This is a genomic window from Salisediminibacterium beveridgei (genome assembly GCF_001721685.1).
GTDB classification, from domain to species: domain Bacteria; phylum Bacillota; class Bacilli; order Bacillales; family Salisediminibacteriaceae; genus Salisediminibacterium; species Salisediminibacterium beveridgei.
The window spans coordinates 2,019,182-2,043,834 of sequence record NZ_CP012502.1 but is presented as its reverse complement, the minus strand read 5'-3'; the positions used below and the strand labels follow the sequence as shown (position 1 = coordinate 2,043,834).

At 44.8% G+C, this 24,653-nt stretch carries 20 protein-coding genes; 19 read left to right on the top strand and 1 reads right to left on the bottom strand.

Features of this window, described 5'->3' with window-relative positions; translation table 11 throughout:
- The first annotated feature begins 152 nt into the window (after nucleotides 1-152).
- The 15 genes from ileS to BBEV_RS09445 all read left to right on the top strand — a co-directional run bounded on the left by ileS (nucleotide 153) and on the right by BBEV_RS09445 (nucleotide 20,527).
- A complete protein-coding gene (ileS, locus tag BBEV_RS09515) occupies nucleotides 153-2,915 on the top strand; it encodes an isoleucine--tRNA ligase (protein ID WP_069366691.1) in 2,763 nt (920 codons plus the stop codon).
- A gap of 436 nt (nucleotides 2,916-3,351) precedes the next feature.
- The gene (lspA, locus tag BBEV_RS09510) at nucleotides 3,352-3,816 is read left to right on the top strand and encodes a signal peptidase II (protein ID WP_069366690.1); all 465 of its coding nucleotides are present in this window, start codon (nucleotides 3,352-3,354) and stop codon (nucleotides 3,814-3,816) included.
- Nucleotides 3,813-4,742, top strand: coding sequence for an RluA family pseudouridine synthase (locus BBEV_RS09505; RefSeq protein WP_069365260.1), 930 nt, complete (start codon nucleotides 3,813-3,815; stop codon nucleotides 4,740-4,742). Before lspA ends, BBEV_RS09505 begins: the two co-directional genes overlap by 4 nt.
- Before the next feature lie 202 nt (nucleotides 4,743-4,944).
- On the top strand, nucleotides 4,945-5,484 hold the full coding sequence (gene pyrR / locus BBEV_RS09500) for a bifunctional pyr operon transcriptional regulator/uracil phosphoribosyltransferase PyrR (RefSeq protein WP_069366689.1): 540 nt from the start codon (nucleotides 4,945-4,947) through the stop codon (nucleotides 5,482-5,484).
- A gap of 162 nt (nucleotides 5,485-5,646) precedes the next feature.
- Nucleotides 5,647-6,981 (top strand): solute carrier family 23 protein, encoded by a 1,335-nt coding sequence (locus BBEV_RS09495; protein WP_069365259.1) that lies wholly within the window; start codon nucleotides 5,647-5,649, stop codon nucleotides 6,979-6,981.
- A gap of 147 nt (nucleotides 6,982-7,128) precedes the next feature.
- Nucleotides 7,129-8,031, top strand: coding sequence for an aspartate carbamoyltransferase catalytic subunit (locus BBEV_RS09490; protein ID WP_069365258.1), 903 nt, complete (start codon nucleotides 7,129-7,131; stop codon nucleotides 8,029-8,031).
- A complete protein-coding gene (locus tag BBEV_RS09485) occupies nucleotides 8,015-9,307 on the top strand; it encodes a dihydroorotase (RefSeq protein ID WP_407690250.1) in 1,293 nt (430 codons plus the stop codon). Before BBEV_RS09490 ends, BBEV_RS09485 begins: the two co-directional genes overlap by 17 nt.
- Nucleotides 9,307-10,404: a glutamine-hydrolyzing carbamoyl-phosphate synthase small subunit gene (gene carA, locus BBEV_RS09480; protein ID WP_069365256.1), complete on the top strand. Its 1,098-nt coding sequence runs from the start codon at nucleotides 9,307-9,309 to the stop codon at nucleotides 10,402-10,404. Before BBEV_RS09485 ends, carA begins: the two co-directional genes overlap by 1 nt.
- Nucleotides 10,388-13,600: a carbamoyl-phosphate synthase large subunit gene (gene carB / locus BBEV_RS09475; RefSeq protein ID WP_069365255.1), complete on the top strand. Its 3,213-nt coding sequence runs from the start codon at nucleotides 10,388-10,390 to the stop codon at nucleotides 13,598-13,600. The genes carA and carB overlap by 17 nt, the downstream gene beginning before the upstream one ends.
- Complete coding sequence (locus tag BBEV_RS09470; protein ID WP_232318148.1) at nucleotides 13,597-14,355, top strand: dihydroorotate dehydrogenase electron transfer subunit; 759 nt, start codon at nucleotides 13,597-13,599, stop codon at nucleotides 14,353-14,355. The genes carB and BBEV_RS09470 overlap by 4 nt, the downstream gene beginning before the upstream one ends.
- The gene (locus tag BBEV_RS09465; RefSeq protein ID WP_407690228.1) at nucleotides 14,352-15,287 is read left to right on the top strand and encodes a dihydroorotate dehydrogenase; all 936 of its coding nucleotides are present in this window, start codon (nucleotides 14,352-14,354) and stop codon (nucleotides 15,285-15,287) included. Before BBEV_RS09470 ends, BBEV_RS09465 begins: the two co-directional genes overlap by 4 nt.
- Nucleotides 15,263-15,991, top strand: coding sequence for an orotidine-5'-phosphate decarboxylase (gene pyrF / locus BBEV_RS09460; protein ID WP_069365253.1), 729 nt, complete (start codon nucleotides 15,263-15,265; stop codon nucleotides 15,989-15,991). The genes BBEV_RS09465 and pyrF overlap by 25 nt, the downstream gene beginning before the upstream one ends.
- Nucleotides 15,969-16,601: an orotate phosphoribosyltransferase gene (pyrE, locus tag BBEV_RS09455; protein WP_069365252.1), complete on the top strand. Its 633-nt coding sequence runs from the start codon at nucleotides 15,969-15,971 to the stop codon at nucleotides 16,599-16,601. The genes pyrF and pyrE overlap by 23 nt, the downstream gene beginning before the upstream one ends.
- Before the next feature lie 326 nt (nucleotides 16,602-16,927).
- Nucleotides 16,928-18,682 (top strand): ABC transporter ATP-binding protein, encoded by a 1,755-nt coding sequence (locus BBEV_RS09450; protein ID WP_069366687.1) that lies wholly within the window; start codon nucleotides 16,928-16,930, stop codon nucleotides 18,680-18,682.
- Between the two features lie 12 nt (nucleotides 18,683-18,694).
- Nucleotides 18,695-20,527, top strand: a complete 1,833-nt coding sequence (locus BBEV_RS09445) for an ABC transporter ATP-binding protein (protein WP_069365251.1) — start codon at nucleotides 18,695-18,697, stop codon at nucleotides 20,525-20,527.
- An 85-nt stretch (nucleotides 20,528-20,612) separates the two neighbouring features.
- Here the strand turns inward: BBEV_RS09445 and BBEV_RS09440 are convergent, their stop codons facing one another.
- Entirely contained in the window at nucleotides 20,613-22,331 is a 1,719-nt protein-coding gene (locus tag BBEV_RS09440; protein WP_069365250.1) for an Rqc2 family fibronectin-binding protein, read from the bottom strand.
- Nucleotides 22,332-22,504: 173 nt separating this feature from the next.
- Between BBEV_RS09440 and BBEV_RS09435 the strand changes: the two genes are divergently transcribed.
- The 4 genes from BBEV_RS09435 (at nucleotide 22,505) to rpoZ (ending at nucleotide 24,651) form a co-directional block, all read left to right on the top strand.
- Nucleotides 22,505-23,386, top strand: a complete 882-nt coding sequence (locus tag BBEV_RS09435) for a YicC/YloC family endoribonuclease (RefSeq protein WP_069365249.1) — start codon at nucleotides 22,505-22,507, stop codon at nucleotides 23,384-23,386.
- Nucleotides 23,387-23,421: 35 nt separating this feature from the next.
- Nucleotides 23,422-23,685 (top strand): extracellular matrix/biofilm regulator RemA, encoded by a 264-nt coding sequence (remA, locus tag BBEV_RS09430; RefSeq protein ID WP_069365248.1) that lies wholly within the window; start codon nucleotides 23,422-23,424, stop codon nucleotides 23,683-23,685.
- A gap of 115 nt (nucleotides 23,686-23,800) precedes the next feature.
- The gene (gmk, locus tag BBEV_RS09425; RefSeq protein ID WP_069365247.1) at nucleotides 23,801-24,412 is read left to right on the top strand and encodes a guanylate kinase; all 612 of its coding nucleotides are present in this window, start codon (nucleotides 23,801-23,803) and stop codon (nucleotides 24,410-24,412) included.
- An 8-nt stretch (nucleotides 24,413-24,420) separates the two neighbouring features.
- The gene (gene rpoZ, locus BBEV_RS09420; RefSeq protein ID WP_069365246.1) at nucleotides 24,421-24,651 is read left to right on the top strand and encodes a DNA-directed RNA polymerase subunit omega; all 231 of its coding nucleotides are present in this window, start codon (nucleotides 24,421-24,423) and stop codon (nucleotides 24,649-24,651) included.
- Nucleotides 24,652-24,653: the final 2 nt, after the last annotated feature.

The following is a 24,653-nucleotide window of genomic DNA, read 5'->3' as shown; positions in this document are numbered from 1 at the left end:
TGTGCTGAAGCGGATAAGTGATCGATGGTTCATCACTTATTTATCAGGGTGGTAACGCGGGTATATATTCTCGTCCCTTTACAGGACGGGAATTTTTTTGTTGATCAAATGGATAAAATTGAGTCCGAAAGAGTTCAGAAAGGATGGAAAAGATGGATTATAAAAACACGCTATTAATGCCTAAAACAGATTTTCCAATGCGAGGTAATTTGCCGAACAGAGAACCTGTCATGCAGGAAAAATGGGATCAGGAAAACATTTATGAACAAGTTCAAAACCGAACCGAAGGACGTCCAATGTTTGTGCTTCATGATGGACCACCCTATGCGAATGGTGACATTCACATGGGGCATGCACTTAATAAAATCCTGAAGGATTTTATCGTGCGTTATAAATCGATGAGCGGCTTTCATGCACCGTATGTCCCTGGATGGGATACGCACGGTCTTCCGATTGAAACAGCACTGACCAAAAAAGGAAAAGTGGATCGTAAAAAATTATCGATCGCTGAATTCCGGAAAAAGTGTGAAGAGTATGCACTTGACCAGATCGATCGTCAGCGCGAGCAGTTCAAACAGCTCGGTGTCAGAGGTGACTGGGAAAATCCGTATGTGACACTGACACATGAATATGAAGCCCAGCAAATCAAAGTATTCGGGGAAATGGCTAAAAAAGGTTATATTTACAAGGGGAAAAAACCGGTATACTGGTCCCCTTCTTCAGAATCTGCTTTGGCAGAAGCTGAAATTGAATATCACGATAAGCGATCATCTTCGATCTATGTAGCCTTTGATGTTCTCGATGGTAAACAATTGCTTGATGGGAATGAGAAAGTTCTGATCTGGACGACAACACCTTGGACAATTCCAGCAAACCTTGCGATTGCGGTCCACCCTGAATTGGATTATGTTGTGATTCAATCACAAGATCAAAAGTACATTGTTGCTAAAGGTATGATCGAACATTTGCAAACTGAAGAAGTCATTGGCGAATATAAGACCCTTAAAGAGTTCAAAGGGACTGAACTTGAAGGCATAACGACGAAACATCCTCTGTATGACAGAGAATCAATCATGATTCTAGGGGAGCATGTTACACTTGAAGCCGGTACAGGTTGTGTTCATACTGCTCCAGGTCATGGTGAGGATGACTATGTGGTAGGACAGCAATACGGATTGGATGTCCTTTGTCCAGTTGATGACCGTGGCGTTTTTACGGACGAAGCACCAATGTTCAGCGGCTTGTTCTATGATTCGGCAAATAAGCCCATCACAGAAAAACTGGATGAGAATGGTGCACTCCTGAAATTGAATTTCTTTTCGCACTCTTATCCTCATGACTGGCGAACGAAAAAGCCGGTGATTTTCCGTGCAACCGCTCAATGGTTTGCTTCTATTAAAGATTTTCGGGAAGACCTCTTAAACGAAATTGAACAAGTGGATTGGATGCCAAAATGGGGAGAAACCCGACTCTTTAATATGGTTCGAGACCGCGGTGACTGGTGTATTTCCAGACAACGGGCATGGGGTGTACCGATTCCGATTTTTTATGGTGAAGATGGTGAACCGATCATAACCGATGAGACCATTCAGCATGTCTCTGATTTGTTCCGTGAACATGGTTCAAATATCTGGTTTGAAAAGGAAGCCAAAGAACTTCTTCCACAAGGCTTCACTTCAGAGCATAGCCCGAATGGTGAATTCACAAAAGAAACCGATATTATGGATGTATGGTTCGATTCGGGTTCATCACACCAGGCCGTTCTTGAAGAGCGTGATGATCAGGTCCGTCCTGCTGATTTATATCTTGAAGGGTCAGATCAATACAGAGGCTGGTTTAATTCATCGCTTTCAACAGCGGTTGCTGTAACCGGAAAAGCACCCTTCAAAGGTGTTCTCAGCCATGGTTTTACGCTTGATGGTAACGGGAAGAAAATGAGTAAATCTCTTGGGAATGTCGTTATTCCTTCCAAAGTGATGAAGCAGCTTGGTGCAGATATTCTGAGATTATGGGTTGCGTCTGTGGATTATCAGGCAGATGTCAGGGTATCTGATGCGATTTTGAAACAGGTCGCAGAAGTCTACCGAAAGATTCGGAATACGTTTCGTTTTATGCTCGGTAACCTGCATGATTTTGAACCTTCAAAGCATGCTGTTCCGTATGAGGAATTAAGTGAGCTCGATCAGTATATGATGCTCAAACTCAATGATCTGGTCAAATCAACTGAAGATGCATACGACGGGTATCAATTTGCAGCCATTTATAATAAAGTACAGAATTTCTGTACCGTTGAATTAAGTTCATTTTACATGGATATTTCCAAGGATACGTTATATGTGGAACATGCAAATCATCCATCCAGACGGGGAATTCAGACAGTGATGTATGAGACATTGACCTCACTTGTGAAATTAATGTCGCCTATTCTCTCTCATACTGCAGACGAAGTATGGACCTATATTCCGGAAAAAGAAGCAGACAATGTCCAATTGACAGATATGCCACAGGTGAAGACTTACGAGGAAACTGAAGACATTCGTGCTAAGTGGGACCGATTTATGGTGCTTCGCGATGATGTTTTGAAAGCCCTTGAAGATGCACGTAATGATAAAGGCATTAAGAAAAATCTTCATGCATCGGTTAAAGTATACGCCAGTGAAGATGATATGGCAGTATTGAACTCATCCGGGAACCTTGCTCAACTGTTTATTACTTCAAAAGCATCAGTTGAAGGCGTGATTAGTGAAGCACCGGCAGATGCAGTAGCCTATGAAGCCTTAAGTGTCATTGTAGATCGGGCAACAGGTGAAACATGCGAACGGTGCTGGACTGTGACTGAAGATATTGGCACGGACGACGCTCATCCTGCCCTTTGCCCAAGATGTACGGGAATCGTTACTCACCACTATTCTTAACATGAAGAATCTCCTGACTGTGATTCAACGGTCAGGAGATTTGTAAAGAAATACGGGAAACATTTATCATAAAAATTCTGTTAAAGCTTGTTGTTGATCGTGGGAAGGAAAGAGCGACAGGCGGCGAGGCCCGAGGGATAAGCGCAGTCCGAAAATCCACATTCATAAAGCGAATGGTAGATATGGGTTTCATGCGACTGGTAACCACAGGAGCAGACGGTTTTATTGCGCCGAATACCTGGAGTCGCAGAGGGAAAGCTCCTGGGCGATGGAATCACTGCGAGTAGTTCACTTCGAGCAGATCATCCTCAGGTGCCTGTGGTGCACGCGTCCGCCGAGAACTTTTGAAATCAATAATGTACGATAACAGAGCTATCTTATAAGGTTAAACCATTGTTCATTAAGTTATTAACCGATCCGGAGGGGATCCGCATTGCTGTTCTATTATTTGATCGCAATTTTAGTGATTGCGCTCGACCAGATTACAAAATACATCGTCGTCAGACAGATGGATCAAGGACAAAGTATTGAACTGATATCAGGTTTTTTATATCTGACAAGTCACCGGAATGCTGGAGCGGCTTTTGGCATTCTTCAAGGGCAGATGTGGCTTTTTTACATTGCTACAGTTGTGGTTGCAGGTGTGATTATCTATATGATTATTACTCAAACCAAGGACTCTCGTTTCTTCGGGATTTCACTTGGGTTGGTTTTGGGTGGTGCGATCGGTAATTTCATTGACAGGCTCCTCGAAGGTGAAGTTGTGGATTTTATTGATGTATTTATTTTCACTTATAATTTTCCAATCTTTAATGTCGCTGATATGGCATTGGTCATTGGAGTAGGATTGATGATGATTTATTTTATTATTGAAGAAAAAAGACAGGGGAAATCGATATGACCCAAACCTTTACATTTATTGCTGAAGAACATCATGGACGAATGGATAAGTGGTTAGCTGACCAATCTGACGACTGGACAAGAACCAGAACGCAGTCATTGATTCAGGATAGCCATGTCTTAGTAAATGGTGAAACAGTAACAAAAGCGAACTATAAAATCAAAACTGGTGATACGATAGAAGTGATCGTTCCAGATGTGGAAGAACTGGAAATCACCGCAGAAAAGATGAATTTGGATGTTGTGTATGAAGATGAAGATGTGATCGTCGTTAATAAACCGAGAGGCATGGTGGTTCACCCCGCTCCAGGTCATCCATCCGGCACACTTGTAAATGGTCTGATGGCACACTGTACCGATCTATCAGGTATCAATGGTGTTGCAAGGCCTGGAATTGTGCATCGCATTGATAAGGATACATCCGGCCTCCTCATGGTAGCCAAGCATGACCGCGCCCATGAGTCTTTGGTGGAACAGCTTAAAAACAAGACAACAACCCGCCAGTATGAGGTGATTGTCTACGGAACAATCCCCCATGAAAAAGGGACTGTGGATGCGCCAATCGGACGTGATCCAAAGGACCGTCAAAAAATGACGGTGACAGATGAGAACGCGCGAGATGCTGTGACGCATTTCCAGGTCATTGAGCGATTGAATGGATTTACGCACGTACTCTGTGAACTAGAAACCGGTCGCACACATCAAATTCGGGTGCATATGAAATATATCGGCTATCCAATCGTGGCAGACCCGAAATATGGACCCAAGAAGAAAAATGATTTTTCTATTGAAGGTCAAGTATTACATGCAAGGACTCTCGGCTTTGTTCACCCTGTAAGTGGGGAGAACTTATTATTTGAAGCTCCTTTGCCTCAGGATTTCCAGGATGTACTGGCAGAAATCCGCCGGCAAAATCCATTGACATAACGTCAGTTGCGTGTCATAATTATGAAAGTTTAAGAACCTTTAAGACAGTCCCGAGAGACTGAGAAGGATGACGATCGGATTCATTGTTGCAGTAGTGGTTTGCATAAATCCTCTGCAGTATGATCACACATCTTTCCCGCCTGTCTCTTGCAGGCGGTTTTTTATTGTCACTTACAAGTAACGATGAGGGCGAGTGTTGCAAATGGACAAAGTGATTATGGATGAACAGGCAATCTCAAGGGCATTGACAAGAATCGCGCATGAGATCATTGAACGTAATAAAGGCATTGAAGATTGCGTTCTGGTTGGAATCAAAACTCGCGGTGTGCATTTGGCCAGCCGCCTCCAAAAAAGAATTCAGGAGATTGAAGGCAATGCGATTGCTAAAGGCGAAATCGACATTACGCTCTACCGGGATGATCTGACCCATAAAAGAGATGATCATCAGCCTGAGTTGAGAGGAACTGCCATCGAAACATCGATCACGGATAAGAAAGTGATTCTTGTGGATGATGTACTCTATACAGGCAGAACTGTAAGAGCAGCACTCGATGCGCTGATTGACCTTGGGAGACCTGCACAGATTCAATTAGCCGTTCTGGTGGACCGGGGACATCGAGAGCTTCCGATTCGTCCGGATTTCATCGGTAAAAATGTGCCGACATCCAAAAGTGAAGTGGTGGAGGCGAAACTTGAAGAAACCGATGGCAAAGAACAAGTACTGCTCACAATGAGGCACTAAATGTAAGCACAACAAAAAACCTCCCTTTAAACCAGTTCAGAGAAACTGGAAAGGGGTATATTCCTCCTCTATTCTGCACGTATAGCCGTGTGACAAGAGAGCGAATTACCTCTTTGAATCTCAAAGGGGTTTTTTGTTTGAAAAAAGAAGGAGGAATTCGATATGAATCAACCCAAAGATGTAGGAATTAAAGAAATGCCAAGACTCGATAAATGGCTGGTACTGAGCATTCAGCATCTGTTTGCTATGTTTGGTGCAACCATCCTTGTTCCGCTGTTAACCGGTCTGAGTCCGGCAGTGGCACTGGTTTCCAGTGGTCTTGGGACACTCGCTTATCTTGCCATCACAAAAGGACAAATTCCAGCTTATCTTGGTTCGTCATTCGCTTTTATTATGCCGATCATTGCTGCGATCAGTATTGGCGGTCCTGAAGGTGCGATGGTGGGAAGTTTCTTCGCCGGGCTCGTTTACGGAATTGTTGCATTGATCATCAAGGCAACGGGTGTCCACTGGCTGATGAAGCTGCTTCCACCGATTGTAGTGGGACCGGTCATTATGGTCATCGGACTTGGACTTGCTGCAGTGGCCATCGATATGGCCATGAACGATCCGGCAACAGAGGCATACAGTGGAGTGCATTTTGGGGTAGCGATGTTTACGCTGGCGATTACCATTTTGGCATCAATCTTCTTCAGAGGCTTCTTCGGCTTGATACCGATCTTATTCGGGATTACAACAGGTTATGCCTTTGCAGCATGGCAAGGGCTGGTTGATTTTGCTCCGGTTCAGGAAGCTGCCTGGATCCAAGCTCCGGAATTTCTGGTGCCGTACGTCACTTATACACCAAATTTTTCGTTTGAAATCATTTTGATCATGGTGCCGATTGCACTCGTCACGCTCTCTGAACATATCGGAGATCAGATGGTACTCAGTAAAGTAGCCGGCAAAAATTTCGTGGAAAAACCCGGTCTGCACCGGTCAATTTTTGGTGACGGTGTGGCAACTGTTATCAGTTCATTCCTTGGAGGCCCGCCAAACACTACATATGGAGAAAATATCGGTGTGGTCGCACTGACTAGAGTGTTCAGTACATTCGTGATCGGTGGCGCAGCAGTTTTGGCTGTCGGGTTCGGATTTATTGGTAAAGTCTCCGCACTCATTACAACGATCCCGACTGCTGTTATGGGCGGGGTTTCCATCCTGCTTTTCGGGATCATTGCTTCGAATGGGATGCGCATGCTGATTGATAATCATGTGGATATCGGTAAGAAACGTAATTTGATCATTTCATCGGTGATTCTCATCATTGGAATCGGCGGAGCGTTTATTCAGGTCACCGATACGATTGAAATCTCCGGCATCGCTTTGGCAGCCGTTATCGGTATTGTTTTGAATATGATTCTTCCTGGCAGAGACCGGGTGAAAACCAGTTCAGAGATGTTCGAAGAAATGACAGAAGACAATCAGCGCGATTCTGAATCGGATGGCGCAGCATAAGGTACATCCTTTAAGGAAGTCCGGGAGACTTCCAAGGGTGAAAGCAGATCAAACCGTGAAACGATTTGATCTGCTTTAACACACCCTTTGCCCGGGGTGTGTATTTTTTTAAGCGGATAGGATTTGTAAAACGAAAGGAGACTGAATATGGCGTCATTAACGACATTAAAAGACTTGTCTGTGATGGAAATTGAACGGATTCTCGATGATGCAGAACGATTGTATGAAGTCAGGCATGTGGGGAGTCGAAATGGTCATATCATTGCGAATTTATTCTTCGAGTCAAGTACCCGAACGAAGTGCAGTTTTGAAATGGCTCAAAAACAACTCGGTATCGACACACTGCATTTCGATGTTGCCACGTCCAGTGTGAATAAGGGTGAAAGTCTTTATGACACAGCTAAAACCCTCGAATCCATCGGCTGCGACGCCTTTATTATCCGGCATGGTGAAACCCGGTATTATGATCAACTTGAAGGGATTACTGTCCCGATCATCAATGCAGGGGACGGCTCAGGGGATCACCCAACCCAGTCTTTACTTGATTTATTGACCATAAGGCAGGAATATGGTCTCTTTCGTGGAATCAAGGTCGTAATTGCAGGGGATATTCTCCACAGTCGTGTGGCACATTCCAATATGGAAGTCCTTGAGCGGCTCGGTGCGGATGTCTATGTATCCGGTCCAAGGGAGTGGATTGACGATTCGATCCCGGAGGAAAAAATTGTGACGATGGATGAAGCGGTCCACCTTGCAGATGTGCTGATGCTTCTCAGGATTCAGCTCGAACGGCATGATACAGGAAGCTTGTCCGATCCCGACACGTATTTGAACACTTACGGTTTAACCGTTGAACGGGAGCGCCGCATGAAACCTGATGCTATCATTATGCATCCTGCTCCGGTAAACCGGGGTGTGGAAATTGATACACGGCTGGTTGAATGCAGCCGTTCAAGAATCTTCAAACAGATGAACAACGGTGTAGCCGTCAGAAAAGCAGTACTGGTCAGAGCATTGCATAAAAAGGAGGCACCTGTTCATGTGGTATAACCATGCAACTGTCTATTCAAATGGAACATGGATGAAAGACGTCCACGTATTGGTAAACGAAGAAGATGGAACCATCGACACCATCACATCTGTTAAACCGGATGAATCAGGGATTGATGTGAAAGGAAAATGGTTGATTCCAGGTCTCGTGGATCTTCATGTACATTTGCGAGAGCCCGGCGGAGAAGCCAAAGAAACGATTCTTACCGGAACACAAGCTGCCGCAAAAGGCGGATTTACTACGATTTGTGCTATGCCGAATACACGGCCTGTGCCGGATACGGTGGAAACATGGACGAGAATCAATCAAATGATGAAAAAGGATGGCTTCATTACCGCACTGCCTTATGCCTCAATTACAATCCGGCAGCTCGGTGAAGAACTGGTGAATGTCAGGGGGTTAAAACAGGCCGGAGCGGTGGCGATAACCGACGATGGGGTAGGCGTGAAATCTGCCGGTATGATGTATCGAGCGATGCAGGAAGCAGCAAAAGAAGACATTCCAGTTGTCGCGCATTGTGAAGACATCAGTCTCGTGAATGGCGGTGCCGTTCACGAAGGAACCTTCAGTCAGGCTCATGGAATCAAAGGGATTACTTCAGTCAGTGAATCCGTTCATATTGCTCGTGACTGCCTGTTAGCCGAGGCGACGGGAGCTCATTACCATGTATGTCACGTCAGTACAAAAGAATCGGTCCGCGTTATTCGGGATGCTAAACGAGCAGGAATTCGAGTAACAGCAGAGGTGACGCCTCATCATCTCGTGCTGACGGATGAAGATATCCCTGGAGATAACAGTCTGTACAAAATGAACCCACCGCTGAGAAGCAAGGCAGACCGGGAGGCATTAATTGAAGGATTGATCGATGGTACGCTGGATATCATTGCAACAGACCATGCCCCACACACAAAAGAAGAAAAAGAGCAGCCGATGATAAGAGCTCCCTTTGGAATTACTGGCTTTGAAACAGCATTCCCGCTGTTATACACTCACCTGGTTCAAGCAGGGTTCATCAGTATCAGTCAACTGATTGACTGGTTGACTGTTAAACCGGCAGAAGTATTTCAGCTGCAAGCAGGGGAGCTATATCCTGGTGGCTATGCAGATTTTACGATTATCGATCCGGAGATGATTCAGGAAGTGGATCCGGCCAGCTTTTTATCAAAAGGCAAAAATACGCCATTCGGTGGTACACATCTGACTGGCTGGCCTGTGCATACCGTACACAACGGAAAGGTTGTATATACACGAACAGGGATGGGGGCTGAAGTTTGATGAAACGGAAATTGATCCTCGAAAACGGGGCTGTCTTCATGGGTACAGCATTAGGAGCAAAGGAAGATTCCTTTGGTGAAGTGGTTTTTCAAACAGGCATGACCGGTTATCAGGAAATCATGTCTGATCCATCTTACGCGGGACAGATTATCACAATGACCTACCCATTGATCGGCAATTACGGAATCAACCGGGATGATTTTGAGAGCATGAAACCAGCGCTTAGAGGCGTGGTTGTCAAGAATGCAGCAAAGGATCCCAGCCATCATTTAATGCGACAATCACTGGATGAGTGGCTGAGAGCCATCGATGTTCCCGGTATTACAGGAGTCGATACGCGCATGCTGACCCGGATGATCCGCGAGCAAGGAGCAATGCGGGGAGCCATTGTGCCATTTGAGGAAAATACAACAAAGGTGCTTGAGATCTTGAAGAGTACAAAGCCTCTTGCAGGCCAGGTCAGGGAAGTATCGACGAAAACAACGTACGCGAATCCGGGCTATGGTAAACGGGTGGTTCTGATTGATTACGGGATGAAAAAGGGAATCTTAAGGGACTTATTGGAACAAGGATACGATGTGATTGTGGTTCCTTATAACACAACGTCAAAGGAAATCTTAAGCTATGCGCCTGATGGTCTGGTACTCAGTAATGGTCCCGGAGATCCTGCAGATATTCCTGAAGCAATCGAAGCACTGCAGGATCTCATTGGTATGGTACCGCTTTTTGGCATCTGTCTCGGTCATCAGCTTTTAGCGAGAGCATGCGGTGCTGGCACGTTCAAAATGAAATTCGGTCACCGGGGTTCCAACCATCCGGTGCGTGATCTAAGTTCGGGACGTATTGCGATTACTTCGCAAAATCACGGCTATGCCATTGATGCAGCATCACTGGAGCAGACGCCGTTTGAAATCACACATCGTAACGTGAACGATGATTCCGTTGAGGGCATCCGTCACAGGCACGCGCCAGCATTCAGCGTCCAATATCATCCGGAAGCATCTGCAGGACCGGAAGATGCAAAAGAACTGTTCATTCAATTTGATGAGCTTATGAATCAACATGCCGGGAGGAAATACTATGCCGAAACGAACTGATATCAATAAAATCCTTGTGATCGGCAGTGGACCGATTATTATCGGTCAGGCAGCCGAATTCGATTATGCAGGAACCCAAGCCTGTCAGGCATTGAAAGAAGAAGGCTATGAAGTTGTGCTGGTCAACTCGAATCCGGCAACCATTATGACAGACACCACAACTGCTGATAAAGTTTATATGGAGCCTTTAACCGTCGATTTCCTGAGCCGGATCATCCGAAAGGAACGACCCGATGCGCTCTTAGGAACACTAGGCGGGCAAACCGGATTAAACCTTGCGGTGGAACTTCATGAATCCGGCATTCTTGATGAATACGGAGTAAAGCTCCTCGGAACTGAGGTCAGTTCAATCCGCAAGGCTGAAGACAGGGAAGCTTTCAGAAATCTGATGAACGAATTGCAGCAGCCTGTTCCGGAAAGCGATATCGTTCACAGTGTTGATGAAGCGAAGCGTTTTGCTGCTTCAGTCGGACTTCCTTTGATTGTGCGGCCCGCCTATACGCTTGGCGGAACAGGGGGCGGAATCGCTGATACCATGGAAGAACTTGAGATAATCGTTTACGGCGGACTGAAATCTAGTCCTGTGAATCAGTGTCTGATCGAGAAGAGCATTTCGGGATTTAAGGAAATAGAATATGAAGTGATGCGCGATGCCAACGATACAGCAATCGTGATCTGTAATATGGAAAATATCGACCCTGTAGGTGTCCATACCGGTGATTCCATCGTCATGGCACCATCACAGACACTGACGGATAAGGACTATCAACGCCTTAGAAATGCGTCTCTGGCCATTATACGAGCTCTGGAAATTGAAGGCGGATGTAACGTACAACTGGCGCAGGATCCACATAGTGATCAGTACTATATCATCGAAGTGAATCCGCGTGTCAGCCGCTCATCTGCACTGGCTTCAAAAGCTGCAGGCTACCCGATTGCGAAACTGTCCGCGAAGATCGCGGCCGGATACAGACTAGATGAGTGTATCAACCCAATCACGAAGGTGACTTATGCTAGTTTTGAACCGGCTCTTGATTATGTCGTGACGAAGATTCCGCGCTGGCCATTTGATAAATTCGATGCAGCCAATCGCTCATTGGGGACACAAATGAAAGCAACGGGTGAAATTATGGCGATTGGCAGAACCTTTGGCGAATCATTTCTAAAAGCGGTTCGTTCTGCAGAAACGGGATTTAACCACTTGATGCACCCTGATTTTATGAAAATGGACGTGGCAGAGCTCGAAAAAGCGGTAAGCAAACAGCACGATGAGCGGATTTTTGCTGTAACAGAAGGTCTGAGAAGAGGCTGGACAGTGGATCAGCTGATCGGCATGACGATGATGGACCGCTATTTTCTCAGTGAATTGCAACGCATTATAGAACTGGAACATCGACTGGATGCATCGAACTGGAAAGACCTTTTACAAGAAGCGAAAGTCCTTGGCTTTTCAGATGAATATATCGCAGAGGCGGTAAAACTTCCGGAGGAAACAATAGAAGATATACGAAAAAGCCAGCGGTTGAAGCCGGTTTATAAAATGGTTGATACATGCGCCGCAGAGTTCACCTCTGCAACACCTTATTATTACAGCAGTTACGAAGTTGAAGAAGAATCTGTTGTGACAGAGTGTAAATCCATTGTTGTATTGGGGAGCGGCCCGATCCGCATCGGACAGGGTGTGGAGTTTGATTATGCCACTGTTCATGCTGTAAAAGCGATACGTGAAGCTGGCTATGAGGCCATCATTATCAACAACAACCCTGAAACAGTCAGTACTGATTTTGAAGTGTCTGATAAATTATATTTTGAACCGTTAACGACCGAAGACGTGATGCACGTGATTGAACATGAACAGCCGGTAGGCGTTATGGTTCAATTCGGAGGACAAACGGCGATTAACCTGGCAGACAGTCTTGTTGCAAGAGGTGTGAAGCTCCTTGGTACGAGCCTTGAAGAGATGGATGCCTGTGAGAACCGCAATTATTTTGAAGCGAGACTTCATGATATCGGTCTGCCAATGCCGGAAGGGAAAACGGCAGTTTCAGTGGAGGAATCACTTGCGATCGCAGAGGACATCGGTTATCCCGTTCTAGTTCGTCCTTCTTATGTGCTTGGCGGAAGAGCGATGGAAATTGTCAATACCGAGTCCGAGTTGAATCATTATATGCAAAGGGCTGTTAATGTCAACCGAAAACACCCGGTGCTGATCGATGAGTACATTACCGGAACAGAAATTGAAGTGGACGTTGTCTGTGACGGAGAAACGGCAGTTGTTCCTGGAATTATGGAGCATATCGAACGTGCAGGAGTGCATTCGGGAGACTCCATTGCTGTGTATCCACCGCAAAAGCTGTCTAATGAAATGAAAGAAATCATCACCGATGCAGCGATCAGGCTTGCCAAAGGTTTTCACATTCGTGGGTTGATGAATATTCAATTCGTGATTCAAAAAGATCGCCTGTTGGTGCTTGAAGTCAATCCAAGATCAAGCAGAACGGTGCCATTCATCAGTAAGGTTACAGGAATGAATATGGCCAATGCAGCCACAAAAGCAATCTTAGGTAAATCATTGAAAAAACAGGGATTTGTAGAAGGTTTATTACCGGAGACAAGTAAAGTATCGGTGAAAGTCCCGGTCTTCTCATTCGCTAAGCTCCGCAGTGTGGATATTTCTCTTGGACCTGAAATGAAATCAACCGGAGAAGTCATCGGTACGGACCTGACATTGGAAAAAGCGCTTTACAAAGGATTAATTGCATCTGGAATTCACATTCCAACCCAAGGTACTGTCTTGATCACAACAGCGGACAAAGACAAAACCGAAGCTGCCCAAATTGCGGGACGTTTTCATCAGATTGGCTATCAGCTGCTTGCTACGGAAGGTACTGCAGCGTTTTTGAAAGAACAAGGCATTCCTTCAACGGTGATTGGCAAAATCGGCACAGGTGAACATGATCTGCTCGATGTGATTGAAAAAGGGGAAGCTGATTTGATTATTAACACCTTTACCCGGGGGAAACAACCGGCGAGAGATGGGTTTCGAATCCGGCGTGAAGCGGTTGAGAGAGGAATTGCCTGCCTGACGTCCATGGATACAGCCAGTGCAGTGGTGAAAGTGCTGGAAATGCTGACATTCAGTATCGAAGCGGTTGATTCTGCCGATCATTTCAATAGAAAAGAGGTATTATTGTGAAATTGACGGATGCATCGATTGTTCATCAGACACTGGTGGCACAAGAAGTCTACGAGCTGAAAGTATCTGCTCCAGATCTGGCAGATGCTGCTGAAGCAGGGCAGTTTCTTCATATTCAAACCGGACAGTTCGGTCAACCTCTGTTACGGAGACCGATCAGTATTGCTGATATAGACAGGGTAGAAGGAACGCTGACTTGCCTGTACAAAGTAGTTGGGAAAGGTACCGCCGTCCTGGCGGGCAGGCAGGAAAACGAGTCGCTGAATATTCTGGGGCCGCTAGGAAATGGCTTTCCGATCAACCAGATTGAACGAGGCAGTCATGTGATCCTGATTGGTGGAGGTGTTGGAATCCCGCCGCTCTATTTTCTGGCGAAGGAACTGGTGGAAAAAGGCATTCAATGTTCTGCGTACCTCGGTTTTCGCAGTGCTGAAGACGTTTTCTATGACAAGGAGTTTGAGGAATTCTGCGATGTGCACATTGCCACTGAAGATGGCAGTTACGGTCATAAAGGCTATGTGACAGACATTGTCTCAACAGAAGGTGTAGTCACATATTACGCCTGTGGTCCTAAGCCGATGCTGACAAAAGTGAAGCATCAGCTTCCGATCCAAGGGTTTTTATCACTCGAAGAACGAATGGGATGCGGCGTTGGTGCTTGTCTTGCCTGTGTGTGTCCCACCAACACAGAACAGCAATATGCAAAAGTCTGTTCAGATGGTCCGGTATTCCCAAGCAAAGAGGTGATCCTTTGATGAACACAACAATTGAACTGCCAGGTATGTCAATGAAAACCCCAATCCTTCCAGCCTCCGGCTGCTATGGTTTTGGGCAGGAATACAGTCAGTTCTATGATCTTGATCTGCTGGGTGCGATCACAGTTAAGGCGGTCACCGCTGAAAAAAGACTGGGAAATCAGGTGCCGCGAATTGCAGAAACGGAAAGTGGCATGCTCAATGCCATTGGACTGCAAAATCCAGGTGTGGACCATGTCATCGAACATGAATTGGAAGCATTAACGTCTAATAACATTCCGGTACTTGTGAATATCGCAGGGAATGCGCCGGAGGATTACGTGGAAACATCGAGGAAGATTGCTTCATCAGGTAAAGCCTCTGCGCTGGAATTAAATATTTCATGCCCGAATGTCAAATCAGGCGGGATACAGTTTGGCAGTGATCCGGATATTGCCTATGATTTAACGAAAGCTGTGAAAGCAGTCAGTGACATTCCGCTCTATGTCAAACTGTCGCCGAACGTAACAGATATTGTCGCAATGGCCAAGGCAGTGGAAGCAGCTGGCGCAGACGGACTTTCGATGATCAATACGATGGTTGGGATGCAAATTGATGTCACAACAGGACAACTGGTTTTGGCTAATGGGAAAGGAGGATTGTCTGGTCCTGCTATTAAACCGGTTGCGATCCGGATGATTTATGATGTAGCGCAGGAAGTATCAATTCCAATTATAGGCATGGGCGGGGTTCAGACAGTGGATGACGTGATTGAGTTTATGATGGCAGGCGCTTCAGCCGTGGCAGTGGGAACAGCCAATTTTCAAAATCCTATGATTTGTCCGGAGTTGATCCAGGCATTGCCGGTCAGGCTTAAAGAACTGGGATTTGAAAACATGCAAGACGTGATTGGAAGGAGTTTTGCGTCATGCGGTCAACCCCTCTCTTTATAGCATTGGATGTCCCGACGAAACAGGATGCCATGGGTTTATTGCACCATTTTTCTGACGAAAAGCCGGCGGTGAAAGTCGGAATGGAACTCTTTTATAAAGAAGGCCCTGCGATGATCTATGATTTGAAAGTTCTGGGGCATGAAGTGTTTCTGGATTTGAAACTTCATGATATCCCTGAAACCGTCAAACGCAGCATGATGGTTTTGGCGACGCTTGGAATTGATCTTGTGAATGTCCACGCTGCAGGAGGCAAACGTATGATGGAAGCAGCTATGGAAGGACTTGTTATAGGGACCCCTTCAGGAAGGGACGTTCCTGATTGTATTGCTGTCACTCAATTAACCAGTACATCAGACATGATGCTGAAGGAAGAACTGCATGTTTATGAACCGATTACGGATCATGTGGTGCATCAGGGAGGGCTTGCACTCCAAGCAGGATTGAAAGGTGTTGTTTGCAGCGCAATGGAGGCGGCAGAATTAAAACGTCATCATCCTGCGATTTGGACACTGACGCCGGGGATTCGTCTAAAAAACGATGCCCCTCATGATCAGATTCGGGTAATGACACCTTCGGCAGCAAGAGTGGCAGGCAGCGATGCAATCGTGGTTGGCAGAGGAATTACAAAAGCTGAAAATCCTCGAGCGGCCTATTTAAATTATATGAAGGAGTGGACTGTAAATGACAACGACAACGCGAGATAAATTGGCTGAATTACTTCTTGAAATCGGTGCTGTTTCTTTAAGCCCGGATCATCCTTATACATGGAGTTCAGGTATTCAATCCCCAATCTATTGTGATAATCGATTGTTGATGGCATATCCGAACGAGCGAAAGCAGGTAATTCAGGCATTTTGTAAGGCGATTGAAGATATGGAACTTACGATCGATGTCATTGCAGGGACTTCTACTGCTGGGATTCCTCATGCAGCCTGGATCAGCGAAACACTGAATTTGCCGATGGCCTATATTCGCGGATCGGCAAAAGGGCACGGCAAGCAAAACCGTATTGAGGGAAGAATTAATAAAGGTGACCGGGTATTGATTATCGAAGATTTGATTTCCACAGGCGGATCGTCGATCGAAGCTGCTGAATCAGTCAGAGAAGCAGGTGGCATTGTGACGGATATACTTGCGATATTCAGCTATAATCTTCAACGTTCAAATGAATTGGCGAAAGAAAAATCGATTGGGATACACACGTTGACCGATTTTGATGCATTAATCGAAAGTGCCTCGGCAAAAGGGGATTTAACAAGTGATCAGCTTAAGTCCTTGAGGGAGTGGAAACGAAATCCGGCAGGTTGGAAATAGTCAGTTAGAATCAAAAGAACAAAGAAACGGATTTCGTCTTGTGAGGATTCCGTTTTTTTGTTCTGCTGCTTAGAAAAGTTTACGTCTGCTGCTGGAATAAAGTATAAGTGCAACAAAGGCTTCTCGCCATTGATTTGGTGATAAGCCTTGTTTTATTTACAAGGATTTACCAGCAAATGTTCCATAGTAAGCGTATCGTAGAGATTTTTCCTAGCTAATCAAATGACAAGCGAGATTTTCGCAACTTTTGGCTCTCGATAAATATTTCGGAAACCGATATATTAAGGGGGCTGTCATTTTAATGTATGCGAAAGTGGGGATCAATCTTGAATACATTTAAACGTCTTAAGATGTTTTATATGCCTTATAAGCGCTATTTCTTCCTGTCTATTTTATTTTTACTGCTGACAACAGCATTCACCGTCGTGTATCCTGTAATTTTGCAATTCACGATTGATGTCGTCATTGGAGAACAGAATTTCGGTTTAGTTCCTTTTGTCGCTATCGGCTTTTTCCTGATTACATTGCTGAAAAGTATAACTGTTTATTTTCATCAGTATCTTGGAGATCTGTTTGGGATCAACGCGGTGTATGAACTTCGAAATGCATTGTATAAAAAGCTTCAATATTTACCTTTCAGATATTATGACAATGCTCGGACAGGGGATTTAATGTCGAGACTGACCGCCGATGTGGAAGGGTTCCGTTTTTTTCTATCGTTTGGTTTTGCCCAGCTGATTAACATCGTGATGCTGATCAGTCTGAGTATGGGGATTATGTTTTACTATAGTCCAAGCCTTGCCTTTTTGACTTTAATGTCCATGCCGTTCCTCATTGTCACAGTGTATCAGTTTGATAAAAAAGTGCATCCTGCTTTTACGAACATCCGAAAATCGTTTGCAGGTATGACAACCAAGGTGCAGGAAAACATCAGCGGCATGTCGACCGTCAAATCGCTGTCCAAAGAAGGATATGAAATGGGCCGCTTTGATGACAAAAATACGGATTATAAAGATAAGTTTATTTATACATCCAATATCTGGGCGCGCTATTTCCCGTTTATGGAACTGATTGGTCAAATTGCTGTTGTGGTTTTACTTGGCTACGGCGGTTGGCTGGTGATTCAGGACGAACTGCAGCCTGGTGTACTGGTGGCCTTCTTCAACCTGGTCTGGTTTATTATCAATCCACTGATGAACCTGGGATTTATCGTAAATACATTCTCGCAGGCAAAAGCATCCGGCGAGCGCCTGCTTCAGGTGTTGGACGAGAGAGAAGATGTATTTGATAAGCCCGATGCAGTCGAAGTCGACCGGCTCGATGGACATGTTGAATTCAAAAACGTCAGCCACAGTTATGAAGGTGATGAACAGCTGGCTTTGAAGGATATTGAATTCGAAGCAAAACCAGGTACGACCATCGGTCTGATTGGTGCGACAGGTTCAGGTAAGACGTCGATCACGCAGCTGATTACACGGTTTTATGAACCGGATCGAGGGAAAATTCTGATCGACGGACGTCCGGTATCTGATTACACATTGAAAACCATTCGTAAAAATACCGGTGTTGTGCTACAGGAATCTTTCCTGTTCTCATCGTCGGTAAAAGACAATATTTCATACGGAAATCCGGAAGCCTCTCAAGAACAGATCATCGATGCAGCAAAGCGTTCAGATGCTCACGAGTTCATTATGGATCTTCCGAACGGTTATGACACGATCCTCGGCGAGCGAGGTGGTGGTTTGTCAGGCGGGCAAAAACAGCGTATTGCGATTGCAAGGGCTATCTGCATCGATCCGAGCATCCTGATCCTTGACGACGCAACGAGTGCCGTGGATATGGAAACAGAAGCAAAGATACAAGCAGCATTCCGGGAAGTGATGAAAGGGCGGACAACGTTTATTATCGCACATCGCATTTCATCACTTATGCATGCAGATGAGATCATTGTTTTGGATCACGGTGAAATTATCGAGCGGGGCACTCATCATGAGCTTCTCCGCATTGAAGGTGGACACTACCGTCATATTTACGATATACAATACCGGGACCGTCATCAATTCATGGAAGCCGGTCAATAGGGGGTGCACGACATGAGTGACAAACAGACAACCGCCAAGGATGAATCAAGAACGCTGAAACGATTTCATTATTCAACAGATCAGGCGATTGAAAAGCCGTTTAATTGGATGCAGATGCTTCGATTATTCAGTTTCATGAAACCTTATACGAGAACGATATTGCCTTTAGCCATTCTGGGCATGATCCTCTCCACGACTGTCAGATTGTTCGCACCAATTCTGATCGGGAGCTATGCACTGGACCATATTATAGAGAATCAGGATCCGAATTTCCTTTGGATTATGGTAGGTGTTATCGCCTTCATGTATGTGATTGCATATATCGGGAATTCCTTACGGATTAAGTATATGAATAAGCTCGGGCAGCTGGTTATTTTTGATATGCGCAAGAAGCTGTTTAATCATATTCAGCGTCTTTCACACCGCTTCTTTGATCAACGTTCCGCCGGATCCATTCTCGTTCGGATTACAAATGATATCAACAGTCTCCAGGATTTATTTACCAACGGGGTCATTAACCTCCTGATGGATCTTATCATGCTGATCGGGATTGTTATTCTTCTGTTTATTATCAATCCACCGTTAACAGTCGCCATATTAATTATCTTACCGATTATGTTCTTGATTTCGACCCGTCTTCGACGAAATATCCGGCGTTCCTGGCAGGATGTACGAATCAAACAGTCCATGATCAATTCCCACTTGAATGAGAGCATTCAGGGGATCCGTGTGACGCAATCCTATACACAGGAAAATGAAAACATAGGCTTTTTCAATCGTATGAACGAAATGAACTTTGAATCGTGGCGCAATGCCACGCAAAAGAGTGCGATGTTCCGTCCTTTCGTAGAACTGAGCGGCGCCATAGGCACTGCTATTCTGTTATGGTTTGGTGTGGTGTTGATTCAGGCTGGCTCCTTAACCATAGGTGAATTTTTTGCCTTTTCACTTTACATCGGTATGTTTTGGGAACCGATTTCCAGGCTGGGACAAGTATATAATCAGCTGCTGGTGGGGATGGCCTCTTCTGAACGAATTTTTGAATTCCTCGATGAACAACCTTCAGTTCCGGAAAAAGCAAATGCCATGCAGTTGAAGGAGGTCACAGGTCATATTCAATTTGATCATGTAGAGTTTGCCTATGATGCTGATCGCAAAGCATTAAAAGACATCACATTGGATATCAAAGGCGGACAGACGGTTGCGTTGGTTGGTCATACAGGCTCGGGGAAAACGACCATTGTCAATCTGATCAGCCGATTCTATGACCCTACAAAAGGAAGAGTACTTCTTGATGGACATGATCTGAGGGATATCGGACTTGACAGCTTAAGGGAGAAGGTGAGTATTGTCTTGCAGGATACCTTTATCTTCTCGGGGACAATCCTGGATAATATCCGCTTCGGCCGGCCTGACGCCACGGATGAAGAAGTCAAGAAGGCAGCCTATACGGTGGGCGCAGATGGCTTCATTCAGCAATTGCCGAACGGTTATGAAACAGAAGTGGAAGAACGGGGTAATATTCTGTCTGTTGGTGAACGTCAATTGATTTCCTTCGCCAGGGCCCTTCTTGCCGATCCACAGATTTTGATATTGGATGAGGCGACAGCTGCGATTGATACAGAAACAGAGCAAGTGATTCAAGCAGCACTTCGAAAACTTCTGAAAGGGCGCACAGCGATCATGATTGCCCATCGTCTGTCCACCATTCGGGAAGCAGATCAGATTTTCGTTCTGGAGCAGGGCAATATTCTGGAGCAAGGAAATCATGATGAACTGATGGATCAAAAGGGCGAATATTATGAACTCGTAAAGTCACAGTTTAATGCATTGAATACCGGTTAATTCGATCCTGCACAACATAAAAGATCCGAATCATCCCTGATGACAGGTGATTGATTCGGATCTTTCACTTTCAGATAACAATGCATTAATCAGCCTTTAATACCCGCTGCCGAAGGGATTTAACCTGATCTTCGTCAGGAGTAACGAATAAGGTTGTCTGCTGATCGTAAATGACATAGCCGGGTTTAGCGCCATTGGGTTTTCGAACATGACGGATCAGTGTATAATCCACAGGCACCTGGGCTGACATTCTGCTTTTACTGAAATAGGCCGCGAGATTAGCAGCTTCGTGCAAAGTAACTTCTCCAAAATTCTCACTTCGAATGACGACATGGGACCCGGGGATATCCTTTGTATGAAGCCAGGTATCATTTTGCCGGGCCATACGCATCGTTACATATTCATTCTGGGTATTGTTTTTCCCGACGTAGATTTCAATGTTTTCTGATGAAATAAATTTCTCAGGTTTTGGTTTTGCCGGTTTTTTTTGCTTTTTCGATGTGCGTTTCTTTTTCAGGTAACCTTCTGTTTCCAATTCATTCCTGATTTCTTTCAGGTCTTCTGTGCTGGCCATTGCCAACTGCTGAATGAGCGTATCGAGATAACGCATTTCCTTTTGTGCCTGTCTCATCTGTTTTTTGACGTGAATAGCAGCGGTCTGACGTTTTCGGTACCGTTTGAAAAACTGCTGGGCATTTTCTGAAGGCGACTTGTCCGGATCCAGAGGGATATTGACCTCCGGCTGGGCTTCGTCGTAATAATCGATAACCGTTACGTGCTTGTCACCAGGTCGAATCAGATGCATATGCGCTGTTACCAGTTCACCCGCCTTTTGGTCTTCCACGGCCTTTTCCGTATCATTCATTGTTTGTTTCAGTTTTTTTAATTTTTTCTTGTTCTTTTGATACTCGTTTCGTATGAACCGTTCCAGATCATGTGCCTGTTGTTTGACCCGGTCGCGTTCCGCTTTGTTTTCGTAATAGCTGTCAAGCATTTCAGAAACGGAATCATATGAAGTTTTTTCCCCATTCAGGTGCGTAAGATCAATGACTGAGAACGTTTCTTTTTGATGGCGGATGATTTGAGGCGTATAGTCACCATCAATCAATTGCCGCATCGTTTCCACAAATGCTTTCGGCAAAGATTCCCGATTGACAAGTCCTGATCGATGCATGATTTCCTGAACAACCTGCGGGGACATCCCTGCAAATCGGTCCCGGACTTGCTCAGCGATTTTCCCGGAATTATAATCAATTTTCCGTCTGATTAATTCTTCATCCGCCTCCAGAGGATTCAGTTTGTCGGTATATGGCGGAGATGTATAGGGTTGTCCTGGCATGACTGAACGTTTGGATAATGATGGAGGAATATGTTTGAGACAGTCGAGTATGAGGCCGCTGTCTTTGTCTACGAAAATCATATTGCTGTGACGGCCCATCAGTTCGAGAATCAGGATTTTGTGTGAAACATCGCCTAACTCATTTCGCCCTTTAAAGTGAAAGGAAACAATCCGTTCGAGTCCATCCTGAGTTACAGACTCAAGGATACTTCCTTCCAGGTGTTTTCTGAGAACCATAGTGAACATCGGCGGTTCCTGGGGGTTGGTGAATTTAAGTTCCGTTAAGTGAAATCTCGCAAAATTCGGGTTTACTGAAAAAAATAATTGATGATTCTTCCCTTGTGAACGTATGGTCATCGTGATATCAGCCGGATCAGGCTGGTGGATTTTTGTAATCCGCCCGGAGAATAATTTCTGATTCAGTTCTTCGGTGACTGCGCGGGTAACTGTTCCGTCAAATGACATAATTGTTTTCCTCCGTTCGTCTGCATCTAAGTCTTGTCTATTATAGCAAAATTATGTTCATAAACAAACGAGCTGTATCAATTCTGGTATTATAGTAAAGAAAAAGAGATTTCGTGAGTTACTTGTTGTCAGGAACAAAATTCGTTAAACTAGTAAAAGTGGATGTGATATGAATGATGAAGAGTATGACAGGATTCGGACGATCCTCAAAGGAAATGGGTAATAGTGTGGTCACAGTGGAGATGAAGGCCGTTAATCATCGATATTCGGAGATTAACATACGTCTGCCAAGGCAATTGCTGTTCCTTGAAGATCGCCTGAAGAAACTGATCAGTCAGTTTGTAAGCAGAGGTAAAGTAGATGTATTCATTAATCTTCATGGGTCTGCCGGAACTGAACGCCAGGTTGTTGTAGACTGGGCAATCTTTGATCAATATCTCGGCGTTTATCAACAAATGATAGAACGATCCGATTCAAGTGGTGAATTTCCCGTGAAGGAGCTGCTTGTCCATGAGGATGTTGTGACAGTCCAAGAACGCGAAGCGGTCGCCGATGAATTGACTGGGACAGTAGAGGTGGCGGTGACTGAAGCAGTGGAACAGCTTCATTTGATGCGCCGCGAAGAAGGGCGGGCTTTACATGATGATTTGAAAACCCGGTTAGAAACACTGGATTCGTTTCTTAATCAATTGAGAGATCTGGCCCCGGTTGCAGCAAAAGAGTATGAGCTCAGATTGAAAAAACGAATGCAGGAATTGGTGGATCAATTTGGTTCATTTGAGGAACAAAGAGTTCTGACGGAAGTGGCAATTTTTGCAGAGAAGAGTGATTATGCAGAAGAGTTGACTCGAATGGACAGTCATCTTGATCAGTTCAAAACCATGACTGATGAATCAATACCGGTTGGTCGCAAACTGGATTTTCTGATGCAGGAAATGAATCGAGAAGTCAACACCATTGGCTCCAAAGCTAATCACCTTGATGTCAATCACCTAGTTGTATCTGTGAAATCTGAGTTGGAAAAAATAAGAGAACAGATTCAAAACATTGAATAAGACTAAACAATACTGATCGTGATAGGAGAATGATTGTGGATATTAAACTGATTAATATAGGTTTTGGGAATATCGTTTCAGCAAACAGGATCATATCAATCGTCAGCCCGGAATCTGCACCAATTAAACGGATTATTTCAGATGCAAGAGATCGAAATATGCTGATTGACGCGACATACGGGCGCAGAACCCGTGCTGTTATTATTGCTGATAGTGATCATGTTATTTTATCGGCGGTTCAGCCGGAAACCGTCGCTCAAAGAGTAATATCAAGTAAAGAAGATGCATCAGAAGAATGAAGTATCTATTTTTCAAAGCCGCCGGCTTACGGCGGCTTTGAATTCTGCATTGGCAGATTTAACAGGTTCATGATACACTGAGTTAGTGAAATGAATGCAGAGGTTGTGAAATTTAATGAAACGTGAAAAAGGACTGCTGATAGTATTATCCGGGCCTTCCGGTGTTGGAAAAGGAACGGTATGCGGTGCGCTTCGTGAACACGATACACACATCCGCTACTCCGTCTCTGCCACGACAAGAGCACCCCGGGAAGGTGAAGAGGAAGGCGTTAATTACTTTTATAAATCCAAAGACGAATTTCAGCGGATGATCCAGGATGGAGAATTGCTGGAATATGCACAGTACGTCGATAATTTTTATGGAACACCAAGAGAATACGTCGAAAAAATGATTCATGAAGGCCATGATGTGATTTTGGAAATCGAAGTGCAAGGGGCACTCCAGGTCAAAAAAACATTTCCTGAAGGAGTTTTCATTTTCCTGATGCCTCCGAATCTGAATGAATTGAGAAATCGTATCGAAGGACGGGGCACAGAATCCCGCGAACTGATCGATAACCGGATGAATGTGGCTCGTGAAGAAATCGATCTGATGGATCAATACGATTATGTGGTGGAAAATGACAAAGTCGATTTCGCCGTTGAACGCATCAAATCCATTGTCACAGCTGAGAATTGCAGAAAAGACCGTTTAATCCATCTTTATAAAGAACTCGTGAAGGAGTGACATGACAAATGTTAAAGCCATCTATTGATTCATTAATGAATAAAATCGATTCGAAGTATACCCTCGTGACCGTTTCATCGCAACGTGCAAGACAGCTTCGTGATTTTCCGGATACAGCAAGTATGACTGTTAAATCTACATCCCCAAACTTTGTAGGACGCTCCCTTGAAGAAATTGATCAAGGCATTTTAAGCTACAAAAAAATTGAAATCGAAGATGAAGATGAAACAATCAGCTGAAG